This window comes from Mesorhizobium loti (assembly GCA_014189435.1).
In the GTDB taxonomy this organism is placed as follows: domain Bacteria; phylum Pseudomonadota; class Alphaproteobacteria; order Rhizobiales; family Rhizobiaceae; genus Mesorhizobium; species Mesorhizobium loti_G.
On record CP050293.1, the window covers coordinates 879,822 to 900,572 of the forward strand.

21 protein-coding genes are annotated in these 20,751 nt (G+C 64.5%); 19 read left to right on the forward strand and 2 right to left on the reverse strand.

The annotated features are described in order from the left end of the window. Positions 1-6: 6 nt before the first annotated feature. Positions 7-783 carry an SDR family oxidoreductase gene (locus HB777_04200; GenBank protein QND63200.1) on the reverse strand — a complete coding sequence of 259 codons (777 nt, stop codon included), beginning with the start codon at positions 781-783 and terminating at the stop codon, positions 7-9. A gap of 239 nt (positions 784-1,022) precedes the next feature. Between HB777_04200 and HB777_04205 the strand changes: the two genes are divergently transcribed. The 6 genes from HB777_04205 to HB777_04230 all read left to right on the forward strand — a co-directional run bounded on the left by HB777_04205 (position 1,023) and on the right by HB777_04230 (position 6,413). Further along, positions 1,023-1,658, forward strand: a complete 636-nt coding sequence (locus HB777_04205; protein QND63201.1) for an RraA family protein — start codon at positions 1,023-1,025, stop codon at positions 1,656-1,658. A gap of 94 nt (positions 1,659-1,752) precedes the next feature. Further along, entirely contained in the window at positions 1,753-2,928 is a 1,176-nt protein-coding gene (locus tag HB777_04210; GenBank protein QND63202.1) for a branched-chain amino acid ABC transporter substrate-binding protein, read from the forward strand. Positions 2,929-3,047: 119 nt separating this feature from the next. Beyond that, the gene (locus HB777_04215) at positions 3,048-3,959 is read left to right on the forward strand and encodes a branched-chain amino acid ABC transporter permease (protein QND63203.1); all 912 of its coding nucleotides are present in this window, start codon (positions 3,048-3,050) and stop codon (positions 3,957-3,959) included. After that, positions 3,956-4,918 carry a branched-chain amino acid ABC transporter permease gene (locus HB777_04220; GenBank protein QND63204.1) on the forward strand — a complete coding sequence of 321 codons (963 nt, stop codon included), beginning with the start codon at positions 3,956-3,958 and terminating at the stop codon, positions 4,916-4,918. Before HB777_04215 ends, HB777_04220 begins: the two co-directional genes overlap by 4 nt. A gap of 2 nt (positions 4,919-4,920) precedes the next feature. After that, entirely contained in the window at positions 4,921-5,685 is a 765-nt protein-coding gene (locus HB777_04225) for an ABC transporter ATP-binding protein (GenBank protein QND63205.1), read from the forward strand. Beyond that, on the forward strand, positions 5,685-6,413 hold the full coding sequence (locus HB777_04230; protein ID QND63206.1) for an ABC transporter ATP-binding protein: 729 nt from the start codon (positions 5,685-5,687) through the stop codon (positions 6,411-6,413). Before HB777_04225 ends, HB777_04230 begins: the two co-directional genes overlap by 1 nt. A 42-nt stretch (positions 6,414-6,455) precedes the next feature. On the opposite strand, the gene HB777_04235 is transcribed toward HB777_04230, so the two are convergent. After that, the gene (locus HB777_04235) at positions 6,456-7,406 is read right to left on the reverse strand and encodes a LysR family transcriptional regulator (protein QND63207.1); all 951 of its coding nucleotides are present in this window, start codon (positions 7,404-7,406) and stop codon (positions 6,456-6,458) included. Between the two features lie 93 nt (positions 7,407-7,499). On the opposite strand from HB777_04235, the gene HB777_04240 reads away from it, so the two are divergent. The 13 genes from HB777_04240 (at position 7,500) to HB777_04300 (ending at position 20,727) form a co-directional block, all read left to right on the forward strand. Continuing rightward, complete coding sequence (locus HB777_04240) at positions 7,500-8,405, forward strand: 6-chlorohydroxyquinol-1,2-dioxygenase (GenBank protein ID QND63208.1); 906 nt, start codon at positions 7,500-7,502, stop codon at positions 8,403-8,405. A 3-nt stretch (positions 8,406-8,408) separates the two neighbouring features. After that, on the forward strand, positions 8,409-9,368 hold the full coding sequence (locus HB777_04245) for a glyoxalase (protein QND63209.1): 960 nt from the start codon (positions 8,409-8,411) through the stop codon (positions 9,366-9,368). Further along, positions 9,365-10,024 (forward strand): phospholipase, encoded by a 660-nt coding sequence (locus HB777_04250; protein QND63210.1) that lies wholly within the window; start codon positions 9,365-9,367, stop codon positions 10,022-10,024. The genes HB777_04245 and HB777_04250 overlap by 4 nt, the downstream gene beginning before the upstream one ends. Next, positions 10,021-11,085 carry a maleylacetate reductase gene (locus HB777_04255; protein QND63211.1) on the forward strand — a complete coding sequence of 355 codons (1,065 nt, stop codon included), beginning with the start codon at positions 10,021-10,023 and terminating at the stop codon, positions 11,083-11,085. Before HB777_04250 ends, HB777_04255 begins: the two co-directional genes overlap by 4 nt. 27 nt (positions 11,086-11,112) lie before the next feature. Continuing rightward, complete coding sequence (locus HB777_04260) at positions 11,113-12,387, forward strand: ABC transporter substrate-binding protein (protein QND63212.1); 1,275 nt, start codon at positions 11,113-11,115, stop codon at positions 12,385-12,387. Between the two features lie 87 nt (positions 12,388-12,474). Next, positions 12,475-13,191 (forward strand): ABC transporter ATP-binding protein, encoded by a 717-nt coding sequence (locus HB777_04265; protein QND68647.1) that lies wholly within the window; start codon positions 12,475-12,477, stop codon positions 13,189-13,191. After that, the gene (locus HB777_04270; GenBank protein QND63213.1) at positions 13,191-13,892 is read left to right on the forward strand and encodes an ABC transporter ATP-binding protein; all 702 of its coding nucleotides are present in this window, start codon (positions 13,191-13,193) and stop codon (positions 13,890-13,892) included. Before HB777_04265 ends, HB777_04270 begins: the two co-directional genes overlap by 1 nt. A gap of 67 nt (positions 13,893-13,959) precedes the next feature. Continuing rightward, positions 13,960-14,823, forward strand: coding sequence for a branched-chain amino acid ABC transporter permease (locus HB777_04275; GenBank protein ID QND63214.1), 864 nt, complete (start codon positions 13,960-13,962; stop codon positions 14,821-14,823). A 9-nt stretch (positions 14,824-14,832) separates the two neighbouring features. Continuing rightward, positions 14,833-15,882, forward strand: coding sequence for a branched-chain amino acid ABC transporter permease (locus HB777_04280; GenBank protein ID QND63215.1), 1,050 nt, complete (start codon positions 14,833-14,835; stop codon positions 15,880-15,882). Further along, entirely contained in the window at positions 15,882-17,636 is a 1,755-nt protein-coding gene (locus HB777_04285; protein QND63216.1) for an FAD-dependent monooxygenase, read from the forward strand. Before HB777_04280 ends, HB777_04285 begins: the two co-directional genes overlap by 1 nt. Before the next feature lie 10 nt (positions 17,637-17,646). Next, the gene (locus HB777_04290; protein QND63217.1) at positions 17,647-18,537 is read left to right on the forward strand and encodes an intradiol ring-cleavage dioxygenase; all 891 of its coding nucleotides are present in this window, start codon (positions 17,647-17,649) and stop codon (positions 18,535-18,537) included. Beyond that, a complete protein-coding gene (locus HB777_04295; protein QND63218.1) occupies positions 18,537-19,355 on the forward strand; it encodes an SDR family oxidoreductase in 819 nt (272 codons plus the stop codon). Before HB777_04290 ends, HB777_04295 begins: the two co-directional genes overlap by 1 nt. Before the next feature lie 67 nt (positions 19,356-19,422). Then, a complete protein-coding gene (locus tag HB777_04300) occupies positions 19,423-20,727 on the forward strand; it encodes an ABC transporter substrate-binding protein (protein ID QND63219.1) in 1,305 nt (434 codons plus the stop codon). Positions 20,728-20,751 lie beyond the last annotated feature (24 nt).

Sequence of the window (20,751 nt, forward strand, 5' to 3'; positions counted from 1 at the left end):
GGGCGGTCAGTCCTTCACCGGCACCGTATAATTCAGGATCAGGCGGCCGCCATCCGGATAGATGGTCTGGCCGACAATGTAGGAAGCGTCGTCGCTAGCCAGGAAGGATGCGACGCTGGCGATCTCCGAAGGTTCGCCACATCGGCCGCTCGGCGTGCGCGACAGGATGGTCTGGCGCTGCGCTTCGCTGGCCATGACGGAACTCTTGACCATGTCGGTCAGGATGGTGCCGGGGCCGATGGCGTTGACGCGGATGTTGTGCGGGATCAGTCCGACGGCCATCACCGCCGTCAGCTGCTTGATGCCACCCTTGGACACGGCATAGGCGACGGAATTGGGAATGGCCAGAATGGCGTTGATCGACGACATGTTGATGATCGAGCCGCCGCGTCCCTGCGCGATCATGGCCCTTGCCGCGGCTTGCCCGAGCAGGAAGGGCGCCTTGAGATTGACGCGCTGAACCAGGTCGAAGGCCTCCTCGGGGAAGTCGACGAAATCGTCCAGATGGATGATGCCGGCATTGTTGATGAGCACGTCGACACCGCCGAAGCTTTGCATGGCCTTGGCAATAATGCCGTCGGCCATATCCCTGTTGATTTCGGAAAGGTCGGCGGACAGCCAGACGGCGCGCTCGCCAAGACGTTCGGCATGCGCGCGCCCGCGATCTGCCTGCACGTCGACAAGCACAACCTTGGCGCCATCGGCATGAAAGCGCTCGGCGCAGGCAAGGCCCAGGCCTTGTGCCGCCCCGGTAACGATCACGACTTTTCCTGCGTGCTTCACAACCCAATCCCTTTTCACAATCATGACATTTATGGATATGTTATCCAATCTATCTTGAACTTCGACGCCATTGCAAGCCCGGATGGGCGGAGTCGTGGGGTCGGGTTGGCCCGCCACGCGCCATTCGTAAGCTGCTTTGGCTTTTTTCCGCCGACCATCGCAAGGTCGGTTGACTCCACCGAATTAATTGTGATTGGATACTATATTCACAAAAGTGCCGACGACGGGGAGTGCAGGCGATGGCGGATGGATCACAGGAAAGCGAACTGATCGACGCGTTCCGCGCTCTTGCGACGCCATTGATCAGCGACAATCTCGCTCGTGTCCCCGGAGCTGTCGGGTTACGGCCGTTTCATCGGATGAGCGGCGTCATGGCTGGGAGGGCGCTGACGGTCAGGACCCGCCCCGGCGACAACCAGTTCATCCATCGTGCACTCGATCTGTTGCAGCCCGGCGACGTCATTGTCGTCGATGGCGGTGGCTATGAGGGGCGCGCGCTGGTCGGCGAGATCATGACAAGTGTGGCGGCGTCGCGCGGCGCCGCGGGTATTGTCATCGACGGCGCCATCCGCGATGCCGGTGCCATCGGCCGCAGTCCGTTTCCGTGCTTCGCGCGGTCGGCCATCCATCTCGGACCGTACAAGGATGGTCCGGGAGCCATCAATGTTCCCGTCTGCATAGGCGGCATGGTCGTCGGTCCTGGCGACATCGTCGTCGGCGACGAGGATGGCGTCGTGGCATTTCCAATCGACGGTGCCGCGGCCCTGTTGACCGCTGTCCGGGCGCAGGAAGCCCGCGAGGCCGAGATCATGCAGAGCATCCAGGAGAACCGCTATCGGGGAGCCTATGCCCGGGCTTCCGGCGGCAGTCACTGATCAGCGGATCAGGAGCCTGCCGGTGAGAAATCGCGTGGCCGGCTGGCGATCTTGCTCAACATAACCGCTCCGCAGCCAACCGAGGGGCGAAACAATGCATTTCGGGCACGCCGCCTGGATGCGCCAACAGGGGAAATGGAGAGAATTAATGGTTGTTTCCTTCAAGAGGCTTGCCAAGAGGCTGGCTTGTGCGACCGCCCTTGCCGGGCTGGCTATGACCACTATGGCCGCGGCTGCCGATATCAAGATCGGCATCGTGGCCCCCATGACTGGCCAACTGGCCAGTGAAGGGCAGGACATGGAGAATGCCGTGAAGATGGCGATCGATGCCGTCAACGCAAAAGGCGGCGTCAACGGCGACAGGATCACCACCACGACCGCCGACGACGCGTGCGATCCGCAGCAGGCGGTGACCGCAGGCAGCAAGCTTGTCTCGGAGGGCGTGACCGCCATCGTCGGCGGCTACTGCTCGGGCGCCGTCTTGCCGACATTGAAGATCTACGGTGACGCCGGCATTCCGTTCGTCATCATCGGAGCGAACTCGACCAAGCTCGTCGCCGCCAATCAGGGCAATGCCTTCCTCGCCAATTCGACCGGCGACATGCAGGCGACGACGGCCGTCGAACTCTTCAAGAAGAACGGCTACAAGAAAATCGCGGTCGTGGACGAAGGCGATGCCTATTCGTCCGACCTGGCCAAGCTGACCGCCGAAGCCTTCAAAAGCGCAGGCGGCGAGATTGCCGCCAAGGAGACCACCACGGCCGGCGAGCAGGATTATTCCGCGGTCGTCACCAAGATCAAGTCAAGCGGCGCCGACGCTGTCTTCTGGACCGCCTACCATGCCGGTGGCGCCCTGCTCACCAAGCAGCTTCGGCAGGCCGGTTTCCAGGGCGGCATTGTGCTGGGCGATGGCAACAATTCGCCGGAATATCTGGAAATCGCCGGCTCGGCCGGTGAGGGCGTGTATCTGTTGTCCCCGCCGACCGTCGACCTCTTGTCCGGCGCCGCCGACTTCAAGGCCAAGTACAAGGAGACCTATAGCCGCGACGCCGGCGCCTATGCGGCTCTCTCCCATGATGTGGGCGACCTGATTGTCGATGCGATCACGCGGGCCAAGTCGGCGGATCAGAAAGCGATCATCGAAGCGCTCAAGGCAAGCGACTTCAAGGGCCTTGCCGGTGAAATCAAGTTCACCGACAAGAACACGCTCCAGACGTCGAACTTCCGCCCGGTGATCGCCAAGGGCGGCAAGTGGGTGGCTGTCGAATAAAGGCGAACCAGATTGACGCCGAGGCCGGCCTTGTGGCGGCCTCGGCGTCACCGCCGATTGTCTGGCGCGCCGACGCTGCGCCCAGGCAAGACTTTTTCAATTCTGCCCCCGGAGCATCAATGACGCTCGACCTGCTTATTCAGCAACTGGTGAACGGTCTTATCGTCGGCTCGTTCTATGCCCTGATCGCGCTTGGCTACAGCATGGTCTTCGGCGTCATCAAGCTCCTGAATTTCGCCCATGGCGACATCTACATGAATGGCGCCTTCGTCGGCCTCATCGTGTTTTCCTTCGTCGGCATATGGGTCGGCAACGGCTGGTTGGGCGTGGTCTGTGCCCTGCTGATGTCGATGCTGGTCGTCGGCTTGCTCGGCGTTGTCATCGAACGCTTCGCCTATCGGCCGATGCGCAATGCGCCGCGCCTCTCCATCCTGATCACGGCGCTCGGTGCGTCGATGGTGCTGAACGGCACCGCACTCGCCCTGACAGGCGGGCGACATTATGCCTTCAACACGGACCTCGGTTTTGCCGGCGTCGATATTTCCACCGTTCATATCACCTACACGCAGATGGTGCTGGTGGCCGCCTCCATCGCTCTTATGGCCGGCATGCAGGCCTTCGTCTCACGCACCATGTACGGCAAGGCGATGCGCGCGGTGTCCATCGACATGGGGGCTAGCCGCCTGATGGGCATCGATGTCGACCGGGTGATCGCCTTGACCTTCTTCATGGGTTCGGCGCTCGCCGCCGGCGGCGGGGTCATGGCCGGCGCCTATTATGGCAGTGTCCATTTCTTCATGGGCTTCATCATGGGGCTCAAGGCCTTCACCGCCGCTGTCATAGGCGGGATCGGCAGCGTGCCGGGCGCCATGCTCGGCGGATTGCTGCTCGGCCTGCTTGAGGCTTTCGGTTCGTCCTTGCCCTTCGTCGGATCGGAGTGGCGTGACGTCTTCGTGTTCGGGACCTTGATTCTGTTCCTTGTTTTCAAGCCGACCGGCCTTCTTGGTCGCTCGGTGGTGGAGCGGGTGTGATGACCGACGAAGTGAGGAGCATGTCGGCCACCGCGCAGCCGCGACTGATACGCTGGTCCGTTGTGCTGCCTGGGTTGGCGGCGCTCGCCTGCGCGCTGGTGTTGCCGCAATTCGCCAACGCCTATGTGACGGAGGTGGCAACCACGGCGCTGCTCTATGTCGTTCTGTGCCTCGGCCTCAACATTGTCGTCGGCTATGCGGGCCTGCTCGATCTCGGCTACGCCGCCTTCTTCGCGGTTGGCGCCTACACGTCAGGCATCCTGACCGCGGAATTCGGGTTCAATTTCTGGCTTACCATCCCGGTCGCCATGGCTGCAGCCTGCGTGGCCGGCATCATCATCGGCGCTCCGACCTTGAGGCTGCGCAGCGATTATCTGGCGATCGTGACGCTGGGCTTCGGCGAGATCGTGCGCATCATCGCCCGCAACCTCGACATCACCGGTGGCGCCAGCGGCCTCATCGGCATCGAGCGGCCGGAGATCTTCGGCTTCAGGCTGATGCAGGTGCAGCACTTCTACTATGCGTTCCTGGTGCTCGCGCTGCTCACCGCCTTCGTCTGCCTGAGCGTCGAGCGGTCGCGAATGGGACGAGCCTGGTTCTATGTTCGCTATGATGAGGACGCCGCTGCCGGTATCGGCATCAACCGTGTCACGGCCAAGTTGCAGGCCTATATGATGGGCGCGGTGATCGCTTCCGTGGCCGGATGCCTCTACGCGGCCAAGATGACGGCCATCTCGCCGGAGAGTTTTACCTTCAACCAATCGCTTCTCATCCTGCTCGGCGTCGTCCTGGGTGGCATGGGCCGCATTCCCGGCGTCGTCCTGGGCGCCGTTCTGGTAGCCCTGCTTCCGGAAGTGCTGCGCGGCGCGGGCACCTACCGTCCGCTGGTGACCGCGGTTGCGCTGCTGGCAATCATGCTCTTCAGGCCGAACGGGCTCTGGCCGGACAAGCGAGTTTGACCATGGCCTTGCTGGAAGTCCGCGATCTGCGCCTCAGTTTCGGAGGACTGAAAGTCCTTCACGACATTTCGTTCTCGGTCGAGAAGGGCGCCATCAACAGTCTTATCGGGCCGAACGGCGCCGGCAAGACGTCGCTCTTCAATTGCATGACCGGCTTCTACAAGCCGAAGGGCGGCTCGATCAGCCTGGGCGGCCGGCCGATCACCGGTTTGCCGCCGCATCGCATCACCGCGCTCGGGCTCGCCCGCACGTTTCAGAACATCCGGCTGTTCAAGGAAATGACCGTTCTGGAAAACGCCATGTCCGGCCAGCATTGCCGCAGCCGCCACGGCATTGTGTCGGCGATCCTGCACTTGCCGGCCCAGCGGCGCGAGGAGGAGGCGATCCGCGCTGCCGGCATGCACTGGCTCGGTTTCGTCGGCATCGAGCAGCATGCGCATCGCCGGGCCGGCGGTCTTTCCTATGGCGATCAACGGCGGCTCGAACTCGCAAGAGCCTTGGCGTCGGCGCCCCAGCTTATCCTGCTGGATGAGCCTGCCGCCGGCCTTAACGAGCGCGAGAAGATGGACCTTGTGCACCTGATCCGCCGCATCCGTGACGAAACCGGTGTCACCGTCCTGCTGATCGAGCACGACATGGGCCTGGTCATGCAAGTGTCGGAGAAGATCGTGGTGTTCGACTACGGTCAGAAGATCGCCGACGGGCCGCCGGAGGCGGTGCGCGCAGACCCCCGGGTCATCGAAGCCTATCTCGGTACGGAGGAATGATGGACGCCGAAATCGTTCTTTCCGCGGACCGCATCGTCGCGCGCTATGACGGCATCGAAGCCCTGCATGGCGTCAGCCTTTCGGTCAAACGCGGCCAGATCGTCGCCCTGCTTGGCGCGAACGGCGCGGGCAAGAGCACCACGCTACGCACACTTTCCGGCCTTGTTGCCGCGTCCTCTGGAAGTGTCCGCTTCCTGGGCGAGGACATAACCAAAGTCCCTGCTCACCGCCTGCCACATCGCGGGCTCGTCCACGTCCCGGAGGGAAGGCGTATTTTCGGCGACATGACGATCAAGGAGAACCTTGACCTCGGCTCGTTCACGCTTGCCGACGACGTCGAGCGCCGGCGACGGCTGGACCACGTTTTTGAGCTCTTCCCCATCCTGGCGCGTCGGCAGAATGGCGATGCAAGGAACCTCTCGGGCGGTGAGCAGCAGATGCTGGCGATCGGCAGAGCCCTCATGGCCGCGCCCAAGGTGCTGTTGCTCGACGAGCCTTCCATGGGCCTGGCGCCGCAACTGATCAAGGAAGTCATGAACATCGTGCAGCGCCTCAATCGTGAAGGCGTGACCATCCTGCTCGTGGAGCAGAACAGCAAAGTCGCCTTGAAGTTCGCCGACTACGGCTATGTGCTCAAAGCCGGGCGCATCGTTCTTGAGGGACCAGGCAGCGATCTGGCGAGCAATGAAGCGGTCATCAGCGCCTATCTGGGCGGCGTAGCCGCCTAAGGTCCGGTCTCTTCTTCAGAGGCTACTTTTGGGCGACATGCATCAGCGCCCCCAGACGACGGCGTTCTCATGCCGTTTGATGATGTGCTTCAGATTCTCGAAGGCAGTCGTGACGTGGCCCGCGAAGCGCTCTGCCGCGGGTGAGCGTGGCCCGCTGACCCGGCGCAGGATGCCGAGCGAGCGGCTGGGCTGCGGGATTTCATAGGGCAGCACCGTAACCCGGTTCTCCTTGCGCTGTGCGAAGACCACGGAGAATGGCAGCACGGCCAACGCATCGGTTTCGGCAAGGAAGTTGATCACGCTCATCAGCGAGCCCCCCGAATAGCGGATGTTCAGGTCCGACATGCCGATGCTCATCAGGATCATCTGCAGGTCCGACATCAGCGGAGAGCCGGGCAGGGGCGCCACCCAGGGAAAGCTGGTCAGGTCATGCGCCCTGAGGCGGCGATTTCGCAGCAGGGGATGGTCGGGCCGGCAAGCCACGACGTTGCGTCCAGGCAGGATTTCGGTGAATTCGAAGCCGGGTCCGAGGTCGAGCACGCCGATCGGCACGATGCCGAGGTCGATCTGGTTGCTCTCCAGCGCCGCGACCATCTCGGGCAGGTTCATATAGCTTTGCTGAACGGTGACCTCCGGTTCGAGCTTCTGGAATTCCCCGATCATCCGGCTGATCATCGCATCCATGAAGAAAGGCACGCCGCCGACACGGACGACGCCCTTGGTGCCTTTCATGAAGCCCTGCACCGCATCCGACGCCTTGCGCGACGCGGTGATGATCGTGCGGCCCTGCGCCGCCAGCTGGAAGCCGAGCGGTGTCGCCTGCAACGGCCGGCGGCCCTTGAGGAAGAGCGGCTCACCCACCCGCGCCTCCAGCATGGCCAGCGATCGGCTGACCGCCGGCTGGGTAAGGCCCAGCATGGCGGCTCCTTCCGACACGCCGCCTGCATCCAGCACTGCGGCGAGCTGCATAAGATGGCGCTCGTTCAGCTTCATAGCAAAACGCTATACAAGGGACGTCACATCTCATCAAGCACCGCGTCGGGCCGTGCTATTCCGCTTGGCAAGGGGAAGGGAGGCCCCGGCGGAATGCACGGCCAGCACGACCCGAAGCGGGATGAATTCCCCAAGGCGATATCGACGCAGGCCGAGGAATTCTCGCGGCGCCTGACAGCAATGGGCCAGTCCCGCCTGGCGGCGGCGGCGCAGGCTGCGGTGGATGGTTTGCACGCGCTGATCGTGGAGTTGCGACCCTCCGGCGAGGAATTCCGCCAGGCGATCGATTTTTTGACCGAGGTTGGCCACTACGCCGATGCGCGGCGCCAGGAATGGGTGCTGTTCGCCGATGTCCTGGGCGTGTCTTCGCTGATCGAGGATCAGAACAGCCCGCGCCCCGCCGGGGCGACACCAAACACCCTGGCTGGGCCCTTCTACCGGGCCGATGTGCCGGAGATGGTGCCCGGCGCGAACATCTCGCGCGATCACAAGGGCGAGCCGCTGGAGGTTGCCGGCCGCATCGTCACGCTCGACGGCGCTGGGATCGGCGATGCGACGGTCGAGATCTGGCAGGCCAATGCCGAGGGTCTCTACGAGAACCAGGAACCCGACAGGCAGCCGGAATTCAATCTGCGCGGACGCTTCCGTACCGATCCGCAGGGGCGGTTCCACTTCGCGACGGTGAAGCCGAAGGGCTACACGCTGCCTTCGGACGGACCGGTCGGTCAATTGATGTCAGCGCTTGGCCTCGGCCTTGAGCGGCCGGCCCATATCCATTTTCGCGTCTCGGCGGAGGGCTTCGAGACGCTGACGACCCACATCTTCGACCGGTCGGACCCTGCGATCGGCCGGGATGCCATCTTCGGGGTCAAACCCGAACTCATGGCCGAGTTCCGCGCGCTGCCGCCCAATGGAGGAAAACGCAAGCACGCGCTCGACCTCAACCTCGTGCTCTGCCCGCAGCGGCGCAGCGATACCGAAACCTCTGGGAGGAGATGACCGATGGCACGTATCAGCGGCTACCACCATTTGACGCTCTCAACCGACAGCGCTCAGGAAGACTTTGATTTCTACACCAAGGCACTCGGCCTGCATTCGGTGAAGCGCACCGTCTTGTTCGACGGCGTCATTCCTGTCTATCACCTCTACTACGGCTCGCCCAATGGCGATGCCTCGACGATCATCACCACCTTCCCGTTCCGCAAGCCAGGCGTCTATGGCCGCCGTGGGTCCAACCAGTCGCGCACCATCATGCAGTCGATCCCCAAGGGGGCCGCGGATTTCTGGGTGGACCGGTTGAACGCGCGCGGCATCGAGGCCATCAAGATCACCCGTTTTGGCGCCGACCGTGCGGCTTTCGCACATCCCTGCGGCATCTCGCATGAGCTGGTGGAAAGCGACAGGGATCCACGTACGCCCATCACCAACGAGGCGCAGGGCATCGGCAAGGCGCACGGCATCAAGGGAATCTACGGCGCCGTGGTGGCGGTGATGGACCGCACCGCCATGGACGACTTCCTGACCATCGCATTGCCGATGGAGAAAGAGGCCGACGACCACGAGGGGCTCGTGTTCCGCGTGCCCGACGCGACCGGCGTGGCACAGCGCGTGGAGGTCATTGTCGACCGCGACAGCCCGCAGGGCACCTGGACGCTGGCGGGCGGCACGATCCACCACCTCGCCCTCAACACCGGTGACGAAGAGAACCAGTTGAAACTGCGCGCTCATATCGAGGGCCTCGGCTTCACGGACATATCGGAGCAGAAGGACCGCAACTACTTCAAGTCCTGCTATGTCCGTTCGCCCGGCGGCGCGCTGTTCGAAATTGCCTGGACCACGCCGGAAGGCTGGGCCAAGGACGAGCCTCCGGGCCAGATCGGCAAGACGCTGGTCTTCCCGCCGTGGTTCAAGGACCGTGAGAGCGAATTGCAGGCCGGCCTGGAAGAGGCGGATTTCGCGTGAGTTCAGGCAGCGGTCCGCTCAGGCTTGGGCCAAGAGGCCCGGAGGCGAAGGCGATTTGCGTCTTCGTCCACGGCCGCGGCCAATCGCCCGAAGAGATGCAGTCCCATGTGCTGTCGCGACTTTCGGCGTCCGCCGTGGCCTTCATCCTGCCGCGCGCACCGCACGGCATGTGGTGGGAGGCGCGCGCCGTCGACCCGTTGACGCCGGTCGCCCGGGCGCAGCTTTCCGACGCGCTCGATCATCTTGCGGCCGCCGTGGTGGCGGCGCGGGCGGAACTGCCCGGACTGCCGCTGCTTCTCGCGGGTTTCTCGCAAGGGGCGTGTCTCTCGATCGAATATCTCTGCGCTGGGCTGCCGCCGCCGGACGCTTTGGTGGCCTTCACGGGCTGCCGTGTCGGTGTACCGGCGGACGACAGATCAGAGGCCGCGCCGGCCGGAATGCCGATCTATCTTTCCGGCGGCGATGCCGATCCCTGGATTCCGGTCTCGGCGTTTGCCGATGCCGCGCAATCGCTGGGGCGGATTGGCGCGAGCCTGCGGGCCGATCTGTTCCCGGGCCGCGGCCATGAGGTCTCGGACGCCGAGATTGCCATGCTGGGCACAATCCTCGACGACCTCGCGGCCGGACGTGGCCCGCGCATGGAGGCGGCGCGATGATGGACAGCTTCATCTTTCCGGGCCTGACGACACGGGTGGTCTTCGGTGCCGGCACCATGGCTCGCGTCGAGGAGGAAGTCCGGCGGCTCGGCCATGACAAGGTGATGGTGCTGTCGACACCGCACCAGAAGGGCGATGCGGAAAGACTGGCCGCAAGCCTTGGCGGCCTCGCTGCCGGGATCTTTGCCGGCGCGGTCATGCATACCCCTGTCGAGGTTACGGAACAGGCCGTCGATGCCTTCCGCACCAGCGGCGCTTCGGCGGTCGTCAGCCTCGGCGGCGGCTCGACCACCGGGTTGGGCAAGGCCATTGCCGTGCGCACCGGCGCCGACCAAGTGGTCATTCCCACAACCTATGCCGGCTCGGAAATGACCGACATTCTTGGCGAGACGGCGGCTGGTGAAAAGACCACGCGCCGCTCGCCGGACATCCGCCCCGAGACGGTGATCTACGACGTCGATCTGACACTGAGCCTGCCGGTAAGTCTCACCGTCACCTCGGCGATGAACGCGATCGCCCATGCGATGGAGGCTTTCTATGCCCCCGATCGCAATCCGGTGATCGTGCTGATGTGCAGGGATGCCATGGTTGCCTTCCGGGACGGCATTCCAAGGCTGATCGGCGATCCGCAGGATCGCGCGGCGCGGACGCAGGCGCTCTATGCGGCGTGGTGCTGCTCGACCGCGCTCGGCTATGTCTCGATGGCGCTGCATCACAAGCTGGCGCATGTCTTCGGCGGCTCGTTCGACACGCCGCATGCCGAAACCCACGCCATCCTGCTGCCGTACACGACCGCCTTCAACGAAGTGGCGGTGCCCGATCTGCTGCGCCCGATCACCGAGGCATTCGGTGGTGGCTCGGCGGGCGGTGGGCTCTGGGATTTCGCGCAGTCGGTCGGCTCTCCGCTGAGCCTGAAGGCGATCGGCATCAAGGAGGCCGATCTCGACCGCGCGGCGGCCATCGCGGTCAAGAATGCCTATGCGAATCCGAGGCCAATCGATCCGGGATCCATCAGGGAACTCCTTCAGGCGGCGTGGGAGGGACGCCGTCCGGGGGCTTGAGAATAAAACAGGAGGGAGGAACTACACATGATCACAAGACGCAGCCTACTGAAAGCCTCGGCGGCGACGGGCCTGGCGCTCGCCGGGTCGCGCCTGGCGACGCCGGCCATCGCGCAAGGCGCCAAGATCCGCCTGGGCTATGTCTCGCCGCAGACGGGGCCGCTCGCCGGCTTCGCGGAGAGCGATGACTACAACATCAGGGCCTTCCTCGCTTCCGAGGCGGGCAAGAACTTCGAGGTCATCGTCAAGGACAGCCAGTCGAACCCCAATCGCGCGGCGGAGGTGGCCAAGAGCCTGATCGTCGATGACGAGATCAACCTGATGCTCGTCGGCTCGACGCCCGAGAACACCAATCCGGTGGCCACCACCTGCGAGGCGGAGGGCGTGCCGGTCATCTCGACGATGGCGCCATGGCAGCCCTGGTTTATCGGCCAGCAGGGCAATCCGGCCGATCCCTCCTCGTGGAAGCCTTTCAACTTCGCCTATCATTATTTCTGGGGTCTCGAAGACATCATCGCCGTCTACACTGGCATGTGGAAGCAGCTTTCCACCAACGGTAAGGTGGGCGGGCTGTTCCCGAACGATGCCGACGGCAACGCCTGGGGCGACCCGAAGAACGGGTTGAAGCCGGGTCTCGATGCCGCCGGTTTCAGCCTTGCCGATCCCGGTCGCTACCAGAACCTCTCGGACGATTTCACCGCGCAGGTCAACGCCTTCAAGGCGGCCAATGCCGAGATCGTCACCGGTGTGGTCATTCCGCCCGACTTCACCACCTTCTGGAACCAGGCCCGCCAGCAGGGTTTCAAACCCAAGGCGGTGACCGTGGCCAAGGCGATCCTCTTCCCGCAATCGGTCGAGACGCTCGGCGACGCAGGCCACAACCTCTCGTCCGAGGTCTGGTGGTCGGCCTCGCATCCGTTCAAATCGTCCGTGACGGGCGAGAGCTCGGCGGAACTCGCGGCGGATTTCACCGCCAAGACCGGGCGTCCCTGGACGCAGCCGATCGGTTTTGTCCATTCGCTGTTCGAGGTGGCGGCCAATGTCATGGGCCGCGTTTCGGATCCGACCAATGCCGAGGCGATCGCGGCGGCCATAGCCGCCACCGACATGACGACCGTGGTCGGCAAGGTGGCCTGGAGCGGTGCGGGACTGCCGCCTTTCGCCGCGAAGAACGTCTGCAAGACGCCGCTCGTTGGCGGGCAGTGGCGCAAGAAGGCCGGCGGCGGCTTCGATCTGGTGATCGTCGAAAACGCCGGCGCCTCCGAGATACCCACCGCCGGCAAGATGGAAGCCCTGGCCTGACGCTGCCGAGGGCGGCTGATGCCGCCGCCCTCGTTCGGCGCAACCCAAGGATGGTAGCCCCAGGATGGTAGCCCAAGAATGGTAGCAATGATGCTCAGGCTGGAAAGCGTCTCGAAGTCGTTCGGCGCGCTGAAGGTTACGGATGGCGTAACCGTCACGGTTCCGCGCGGCGAGGCGTTGGGCATCATCGGTCCGAACGGGGCCGGAAAATCGACGCTCTTCAACCTGATTACTGGCAACCTCTTTGCAAATGAGGGTCGCATCGAATTTCTTGGCTGCGACGTGACCCGCGCACCGGCTATGGAGCGGGTGCGCATGGGTGTCGGCCGCAGCTTCCAGATTCCGCAGCCTTTCGAGGGGCTGACCGTGTTCGAAAATCTCTTGACCGCCGCCGCCTTCGGTCGCGGCGGACGCGAGGCCGAGATGGTCGACGATTGCGCGCGCATCCTCGATGAGACGGAGCTTCTCAGAAAGGCCAATTTCGTGGCCGGCTCGCTGAGCCTTCTCGATCGCAAGCGCCTGGAACTCGCCCGCGCCCTGGCGACGGGCCCCGAGCTTCTGCTTCTGGACGAGATCGCCGGCGGTCTGACGGAGGGCGAATGCAAGGCCCTGGTCGCGACGATCAGAGCCATCCACGCGAGGGGAACCACCATCATCTGGATCGAGCATGTGCTGCATGCCCTCACGTCAGTGGTCGAGCGGCTTCTGGTGCTGGATTTCGGGCGCGTGATCGGGATCGGTACGCCCGATGAGATCATGGCCTCGAAGGCGGTTCGCGAAATCTATCTGGGGCTCGAGGTCTAATGCTGGAAACGCACGGCCTCACCGCTAATTACGGCCAGTTCCGGGCGCTGTTCGGTGTGGATATCACCGTGGCCGCGGGTGAATGCGTGGCGATCATCGGCGCCAACGGCGCCGGGAAATCCACGCTGATGCGCTCGATCACGGGCGTGATCGGCAACGAGCCCGGCATGGTGCTGCACAGGGGCGAGCCGATCGGCGCGCTGTCTTCGGCCGAGATCATGAAGCGCGGCATCGCCATGGTGCCGGAAGGGCGCCGGCTGTTCCCTTCGCTGACCGTCGAGGAAAATCTGCTGGTCGGCGGGCAGGCGCGCAAGGTGCCGGGGCCGTGGAGCCTCGACGCGGTCTATGACCTTTTCCCGATCCTGCGCGAGCGGCGCAAGAGCCCGGGCACAGCGCTCTCTGGCGGCCAGCAGCAGATGGTGGCGATCGGCCGGGCGCTGATGTCGAACCCCGAATTGCTGCTTTGCGACGAGATCAGCCTCGGCCTGGCGCCCGTCGTCATCCGCGATATCTACGCAGCCCTTCCCAGGGTCCGCGAAGGCGGCGCCGCGATCGTGCTGGTGGAGCAGGATATCGGCAAGGCGCTGGCGGTGGCCGATCGCGTCTACTGCATGATGGAGGGCCGCGTCACGCTGGCCGCCAGGGCGGCCGAGGTCACGCGCAACGAAATCCATTCTGCCTATTTCGGAGTGGCGGCATGACGAGGCAACCGAGGCTCCGTCATTTGCTCGCGCAGCGCTCTTGTGGCCTGATCGAGGTGGCGCGGCGATGATCTGGCTGGACACCCTCGTGCAGGGGATTCTGCTGGGCGGGCTCTATGCCTTGTTCGCAGCGGGGCTGAGCCTCGTCTTCGGCATCATGCGGCTGGTGAACCTCGCCCATGGCGACCTCATCATTCTTGCCGCCTATCTGGTGTTGATGGGCGTCACGCTGCTCGGCCTGTCGCCATGGATCGCTGCCCTGATCGCCATGCCGGTGATGTTCGCGCTCGGCTGGCTGCTGCAGGCCGCCATCTTGAACCGCGTGCTGGGCAAGGACATCCTGCCGCCGCTTCTCGTCACGTTCGGCCTGTCGGTCGCCCTGCAGAACGGGCTGCTCGAGGTCTTCTCCGCCGACAGCCGCCGCATCCCGGTGGGCGCGTTGGAGGGGGCATCGCTCGATCTCGGGCTGGTCACCGTCGGGATCATGCCGCTGATGACCTTTGCCTCGGCGATCGTGACGATCGTTGCCCTGAACGGGCTCTTCTACCACACCGCCCTCGGCCGTGCCTTCCGCGCCACCTCGGACGACGCCGTGACGGCGGGGCTGATGGGGATAGAGCCGAAGCGGATTTTCGCGATCGCCACCGGGATCGCGATGGTCGTGGTGACGCTGGCGGCGCTCTATCTCGGCATGCGCGCGAACTTCGATCCCTCGATCGGACCGGCGCGGCTGATCTATGCCTTCGAGGCGGTGATCATCGGCGGTCTCGGCAGCCTGTGGGGAACGCTTGCCGGCGGGATCATCATCGGCGTGGCGCAGACGTTCGGCGCCGCGCTCAATCCGGAATGGCAGATCCTGGCCGGCCACATCGCCTTCCTGGCCGTGATGCTGCTCAAGCCGCGCGGGCTTTTTCCGCGCGCAGTGGATTGAGGGGGCGGCATGTATCGACTGACAACCCGCACCCGCGCCGGAACCGCAACCGCGATCGCGGTGCCGATCGTCCTCGTCGCCGCGCTCGCGCTGCCTGCCGTGGCCTCGCGTGGTGTCATACAGGATCTGTTCTTCATCCTCACCATGCTGACGCTGGCGCAGATCTGGAACCTGCTGGCGGGCTATGGCGGCCTGGTCTCGGTGGGCCAGCAGGCCTTCGTCGGCCTCGGCGCCTACGCGATGTTCGCCGGCGTGATCCTGCTCGGCTGGAATCCGATCCTGGCGATCCCGCTGGGCGGCCTTGCGGCGCTGGTGCTGGCGGTTCCGACGGCCTTCTTCGCATTCCGCTTGCAGGGCGCCTATTTCGCCATCGGCACCTGGGTAATCGCCGAAGTGACGCGCCTGCTGGTCGCGCAGTGGAAGGCGCTCGGTGGCGGCACCGGCACCTCGCTGCCGCGCGAAGCGACGAGCAGCATCCTGGGCACCGATGCGATCCGGGCGCTGTTCGGCGTCCGCGAGGCCGCGGCCCGCGACGTCCTGGCCTACTGGCTGGCTTTGGCGCTGGTCGTGGCCGTGACGGGCGGCATCTATTGGCTGCTGCGCAGTCGCCTCGGGCTGGCGCTGGCGGCCGTGCGCGACAATGTCGATGCGGCGCAATCGGTGGGCGTCGATACCGGTCGGCTCAGATGGGCGGTCTTTCTAATCGCCGCGGCCGCCACCGGGCTGACCGGCGCGTTGATCTTCCTGCAGACGGCCCGTATCTCGCCGGGCGCAGCCTTTGCCGTCACCGACTGGACCGCCAACGTCATCTTCATTGTCGTCATCGGCGGCATCGGCACCATCGAGGGGCCGATCCTTGGTGTGCTGGTCTTCTTTGCGCTGCGTTCGGCGCTGGCGGATTACGGCAGCTGGTACTTGATGACGCTCGGCCTCATCGCCGTCGTCGTGATGCTTTTTGCGCCAAAGGGGCTGTGGGGGCTGATCGCGTCCCGCAATGGCCTGCACCTGTTTCCGGTCCGCCGCAGGCTGACCGGCCCGAATATCGAAGGAGGAATTTGATGGCGGATATCGAAACCGACGTGCTGATCGTCGGCACGGGCCCGGCCGGCTCGGCCACGGCGGCGCTGCTGTCCAGCTACGGCGTGGCCAACATGATCGTCAATCGCTATCGCTGGTTGTCGAACACGCCGCGTGCCCACATCACCAACCAGCGCACGATGGAAGTGCTGCGCGACCTCGGTCCGGATGTCGAGGCAGAGGCCATGATGCACGCCTCGCCGCAGGAGCTGATGGGCGAGAACGTGTTCTGCGAAAGCCTGGCCGGCGAGGAGATCGGCCGCATGAAGAGCTGGGGCATCCACCCGCTCTCGAAGGCCGAACATCTCCTTTCGTCGCCCTGCCTCATGAACGATCTGCCGCAGACCTTCATGGAGCCGATCCTGTTCAAATCGGCGTGTGCCCACGGGACGCAGGCCCGCATGAGCACGGAATATGTCAGCCATGTCCAGGATGCGGACGGCGTGACCACCACCTGCCGCGATCGGCTGTCGGGCAAGGATTTCACCGTGCGGTCGAAGTTCCTCGTCGGCGCCGATGGCGGCAACTCGCTGGTGGCCGAGCATCTGGGCCTGCCGCTCGAAGGCAAGATGGGCGTCGGCGGCTCGATGAACATCCTGTTCAGGGCCGATCTCTCGAAGTATGTCGCCCACCGGCCAAGCGTCCTCTACTGGGTCATGCAGCCCGGCGCCGACGTCGGCGGCATCGGCATGGGTCTGGTTCGCATGGTGCGGCCGTGGACCGAGTGGCTGATCGTCTGGGGCTACGACATCAACCAGCCGCCGCCTGAAGTGACGCCGGAACTGGCCACCGAGGTCGCGCGCCAGCTGGTCGGAGATCCCGCGCTCGAGATCGAGCTCCTGGGCGCCAACACCTGGACCGTGAACAACTGCTTCGCCACGCAGATGCAGAAGGGGCGGGTGTTCATCATGGGCGATGCCGCGCACCGGCATCCGCCCTCGAACGGGCTCGGCTCGAACACCTCGATCCAGGACGGGTTCAACCTCGCCTGGAAGCTTGCCAAGGTCGTCAAGGGGCAGGCGGGGGTCGGGCTTCTGGACAGCTTCTCGGCCGAGCGTGCGCCGATCGCGCGCCAGATCGTGACGCGCGCGAACCAGTCCATCGCCGAATTCGGACCGATCTTCGAGGCGCTCGGCATGGATGGCGGCGTCGATCACGACAAGATCCAGAGGAACATGGAGGCCCGCGCAGATGCGACGCCCGCCGCCGAAGCGCAGCGCGAGGCGCTCCGCAAGGCCATCGCCTTCAAGAAGTACGAGTTCGACGCCCATGGCGTCGAGATGAACCAGCGCTATGCGTCGGGCGCGGTGGTGACCGACGGCCAGGGCGAGCCGGCGTTCGAGAAGGATCGCGAGCTGCACTATGCGCCAACGACCTGGCCGGGCGCGCGCTTGCCGCATGTCTGGGTCTTCGAGCGCTCGGGCAGGAAGGTCTCGACGCTCGATCTTTGCGGGCATGGCGAGTTCACGCTCTTGACCGGTATTGGCGGCGAGGCGTGGGTCGCGGCGGCGCAGACGGTCGGCGCGGAGCTCGGTCTGCCGATCCGCAGCCATGTGATCGGCCCGCGCCGCGCGATCGAGGATCATACCGGGGACTGGGCCGGCGCGCGGGAGATCCGCGACGCGGGCTGCCTGATCGTCCGCCCCGACCACCACGTCGCCTGGCGCTCCGACACGCTGGCGGCCGACCCCGCGGCCGAACTGCGCCGGGTCTTCAAATCCGTTCTGGCGCGCTGAGGAGGATCTTATGATCGACGAACACGAATCCGGCTATTTCACCGAAGCGAACTCGGCCGAAATCGTCGTGGCGCGGAACAGGAACGCTGGGGATGAGCGGCTCAAAGAGGTGATGGAGGTCATCACCCGCAAGCTGCACGAGGCGGTGAAGGAGATCGAGCCGACACAGGAGGAATGGTTCGGCGCGATCATGTTCCTGACGCAGACGGGCCAGATCTGCAACGAGTGGCGGCAGGAGTACATCCTGCTGTCGGATGTTCTCGGCGTCTCGATGCTGGTCGATGCGATCAACAACCGCAAGCCGTCGGGCGCCTCGGAATCCACGGTTCTGGGACCCTTCCACGTCGCCGATGCGCCCGAACTGCCGATGGGGTCGAACATCTGCCTCGACCAGAAGGGCGAGCCCATGTTCGTGCATGGCCGCATCCTCGATACCCAGGGCAAGCCGATCGCAGGCGCCAAGATCGACGTCTGGCAGGCCAATGACGAGGGCTTCTACGACGTGCAGCAGAAGGGCATCCAGCCCGACTTCAACCTGCGCGGCGTGTTCCGCACGGGCGCGGACGGACGTTACTGGTTCCGCGGCGTGAAGCCCAAATACTATCCGATCCCGGATGACGGCCCGGTCGGCAAGCTGCTGGGCGCGCTGGGGCGCCACCCCTATCGTCCGGCGCATCTCCACTACATCGTCGCGGCCGAAGGCTTCGACGCGCTGACCACGCACATCTTCGATCCGGACGATCCGTACATCGATTCAGATGCCGTCTTCGGCGTGAAGAAGAGCCTGCTCGCCGAGTTCCGCAAGGTCGAGGACGCCGAAGCCGCCGCCAGGGTCGAGGTTGCGGCCCCGTTCTACGACGTGGAGTTCGATTTCGTGCTGTCGCGCAAGGGAGGAAACTGATGGCTGCACTTGAGAAGATGTTCGATGTCAGAGGCAAATCGGTGATCGTCACCGGCGGCGCCAGCGGCATCGGGCAGGCCTATTCCGAGATCATGGCCGAGCACGGGGCGAAGGTCTGCATCTTCGACCTCAACCCTGCCGGGCTGGAGAAGAGTGTCGCCGCGATCAGCGCCGCTGGCGGAGAGGTCTGGGGCCAGGTCGTCGATGTCGGCGACCGCGCGGCCATGGCCGCAGCCTTCGACAAGGTGGCCGAAAGAGCGGGCTCGATCGATGTCGTGTTCGCCAATGCCGGGATCGATGCCGGGCCGGGCTTCAACACCCCGACGGGCGAAAGGAACCCCGAGGGCGCCATCGAGAACCTGCCCGACGAGCACTGGGACAAGGTGATCGAGATCAACCTGACCTCGGTCTACACCACGATCAAGCATGCCGTCCGGTACATGAAGCCGAATGGCGGCGGCCAGATCATCGTCACGTCGTCCATCGCCTCGCTGATCAACGAGAGCATCGTGGGCACGCCCTACATGCCCGCCAAGGCCGCGGTGAACCATCTCGTTCGCCACATGGCGATGGAACTCGGCGCCTACAACATCCGCATCAACGCCATCCTGCCCGGGCCGTTCATCACCAACATCGCCGGCGGCCGGTTGCGCAATCCGGCGGACCGCAAGGCCTTCGAGGCCCAGTCGCTCGTCGGCCGGATCGGCGACCCGGAGGAGATCAAGGGCCTGGCGCTTTATCTGGCGTCGCCGGCCGCGTCCTACGTCACGGGCTCGCTGATCGTCATCGATGGCGGCTCGCTGCTGAGGATGACCTGAACAAGCTTTGAACTGACACCGGTCCCGTCGAGGGGACGGGCCGGCTTAACCAAGGGAGGAAATGACCATGACCTACTACAACAGACTCGTGAAATCGGGCTTGCCAAGCCGCCGAAGCGTCCTGAAGGGGATTGGAGCCGGCCTTGCCGCCAGCACGCTGGCCATGCCGGCCTATGTGCGCGCCGCGACGGCGGGGAAGATCAAGATCGGCTATCTCAGCCCGACGACCGGGCCGCTCGCCCTCTTTGGCGAAACGGATGGCTATACCTTGCAGAAGATCCGCGCTTTGCTCGGCGGCCAGCTGCAATGCGCCAACGGCAATACCTATGAGATCGAGATCCTCGATCGCGACAGCCAATCCAATCCGAACAAGGCGTCGGAAATCGCCGGCAACCTCATCCTGAACGACGAGGTGCATCTGCTCGTGCCGGCCTCGACCACCGATACGATCCTGCCGGCGGCCGAGCAGTCCGAACTCTATGAGACCCCCTGCATTTCCTCCGGCGCTCCCTGGCAAGCGGTGATCATGCCGCGCGGCGGCGGCAAGCAGACCTTCGACTGGACGTATCATTTCTTCTGGGGCCTCGACGAGGCGCTGAACACCTTCGTCGGGCTCTGGAACCATCTGGAGACCAACAAGAAGGTCGGGATGCTGTTTCCCCAGAACATCGACGGCGAGACCTGGGGCAACGACGACTATGGCCTGCCGGCGCCGGCCCGCAAGGCTGGCTACGAGGTCGTGGTGCCCGGCTATTTCCAGCCGCGCACCAATGATTTCTCCGCACAGATCGCCGAGTTCAAGAAGCAGGGCTGCGAGATCATCGGCGGCATCACCTATCCGGACGATTTGAAGACCTTCGTCACCCAGTGCAACCAGCAGGGCTTCAAGCCGAAGGCGGTCACGGTGGCGGCGGCGCTGCTGTTTCCAGGCGGTGTCGAAGCGATGGGTCCGCTTGGCAACGGCATGTCCTCGGAGGTCTGGTGGACGCCGGCTTTCCCGTTCAAGTCGTCGCTGACCGGGCAGGTCAGCAGCGACATCGCCAGCCAATGGGAAGCCGATTCGAAGCGCCAGTGGACGCAGCCGCTGGGCTATTCGCACGCCTTGCTCGAGGTTGCCCTGGACATCCTGAAGCGCTCTTCCAATCCGCTCGACCGTACGGCCAACCGTGACGCCCTGGTCGCTACCGATCTGCAGACGCTGGTCGGTCATATCAAGTTCGACGGCTCGCCTCACAAGAACATCTGCAAGACGCCGATCTTCGGCGGCCAGTGGGTGAAGGGCGAGAAATGGCCCTATGACCTGAAGATCGTCGACAACACGGTCAATCAGCTCTTCGCGCCCCAGCAGGCTATTCAGCCGATCGCCTGGTGACATGAGCGGGGACGCGGGCGGAGT

Coding starts and splice junctions, on each gene's coding strand:
- HB777_04205 (QND63201.1), top strand. CDS start 1,023: ATGGCGGATGGATCACAGGAAAGCGAACTGATCGACGCGTTCCGCGCT.
- HB777_04210 (QND63202.1), top strand. CDS start 1,753: ATGCATTTCGGGCACGCCGCCTGGATGCGCCAACAGGGGAAATGGAGA.
- HB777_04215 (QND63203.1), top strand. CDS start 3,048: ATGACGCTCGACCTGCTTATTCAGCAACTGGTGAACGGTCTTATCGTC.
- HB777_04225 (QND63205.1), top strand. CDS start 4,921: ATGGCCTTGCTGGAAGTCCGCGATCTGCGCCTCAGTTTCGGAGGACTG.
- HB777_04230 (QND63206.1), top strand. CDS start 5,685: ATGGACGCCGAAATCGTTCTTTCCGCGGACCGCATCGTCGCGCGCTAT.
- HB777_04235 (QND63207.1), bottom strand. CDS start 7,406: ATGAAGCTGAACGAGCGCCATCTTATGCAGCTCGCCGCAGTGCTGGAT.
- HB777_04240 (QND63208.1), top strand. CDS start 7,500: ATGCACGGCCAGCACGACCCGAAGCGGGATGAATTCCCCAAGGCGATA.
- HB777_04245 (QND63209.1), top strand. CDS start 8,409: ATGGCACGTATCAGCGGCTACCACCATTTGACGCTCTCAACCGACAGC.
- HB777_04255 (QND63211.1), top strand. CDS start 10,021: ATGATGGACAGCTTCATCTTTCCGGGCCTGACGACACGGGTGGTCTTC.
- HB777_04260 (QND63212.1), top strand. CDS start 11,113: ATGATCACAAGACGCAGCCTACTGAAAGCCTCGGCGGCGACGGGCCTG.
- HB777_04265 (QND68647.1), top strand. CDS start 12,475: ATGATGCTCAGGCTGGAAAGCGTCTCGAAGTCGTTCGGCGCGCTGAAG.
- HB777_04270 (QND63213.1), top strand. CDS start 13,191: ATGCTGGAAACGCACGGCCTCACCGCTAATTACGGCCAGTTCCGGGCG.
- HB777_04275 (QND63214.1), top strand. CDS start 13,960: ATGATCTGGCTGGACACCCTCGTGCAGGGGATTCTGCTGGGCGGGCTC.
- HB777_04280 (QND63215.1), top strand. CDS start 14,833: ATGTATCGACTGACAACCCGCACCCGCGCCGGAACCGCAACCGCGATC.
- HB777_04285 (QND63216.1), top strand. CDS start 15,882: ATGGCGGATATCGAAACCGACGTGCTGATCGTCGGCACGGGCCCGGCC.
- HB777_04290 (QND63217.1), top strand. CDS start 17,647: ATGATCGACGAACACGAATCCGGCTATTTCACCGAAGCGAACTCGGCC.
- HB777_04295 (QND63218.1), top strand. CDS start 18,537: ATGGCTGCACTTGAGAAGATGTTCGATGTCAGAGGCAAATCGGTGATC.
- HB777_04300 (QND63219.1), top strand. CDS start 19,423: ATGACCTACTACAACAGACTCGTGAAATCGGGCTTGCCAAGCCGCCGA.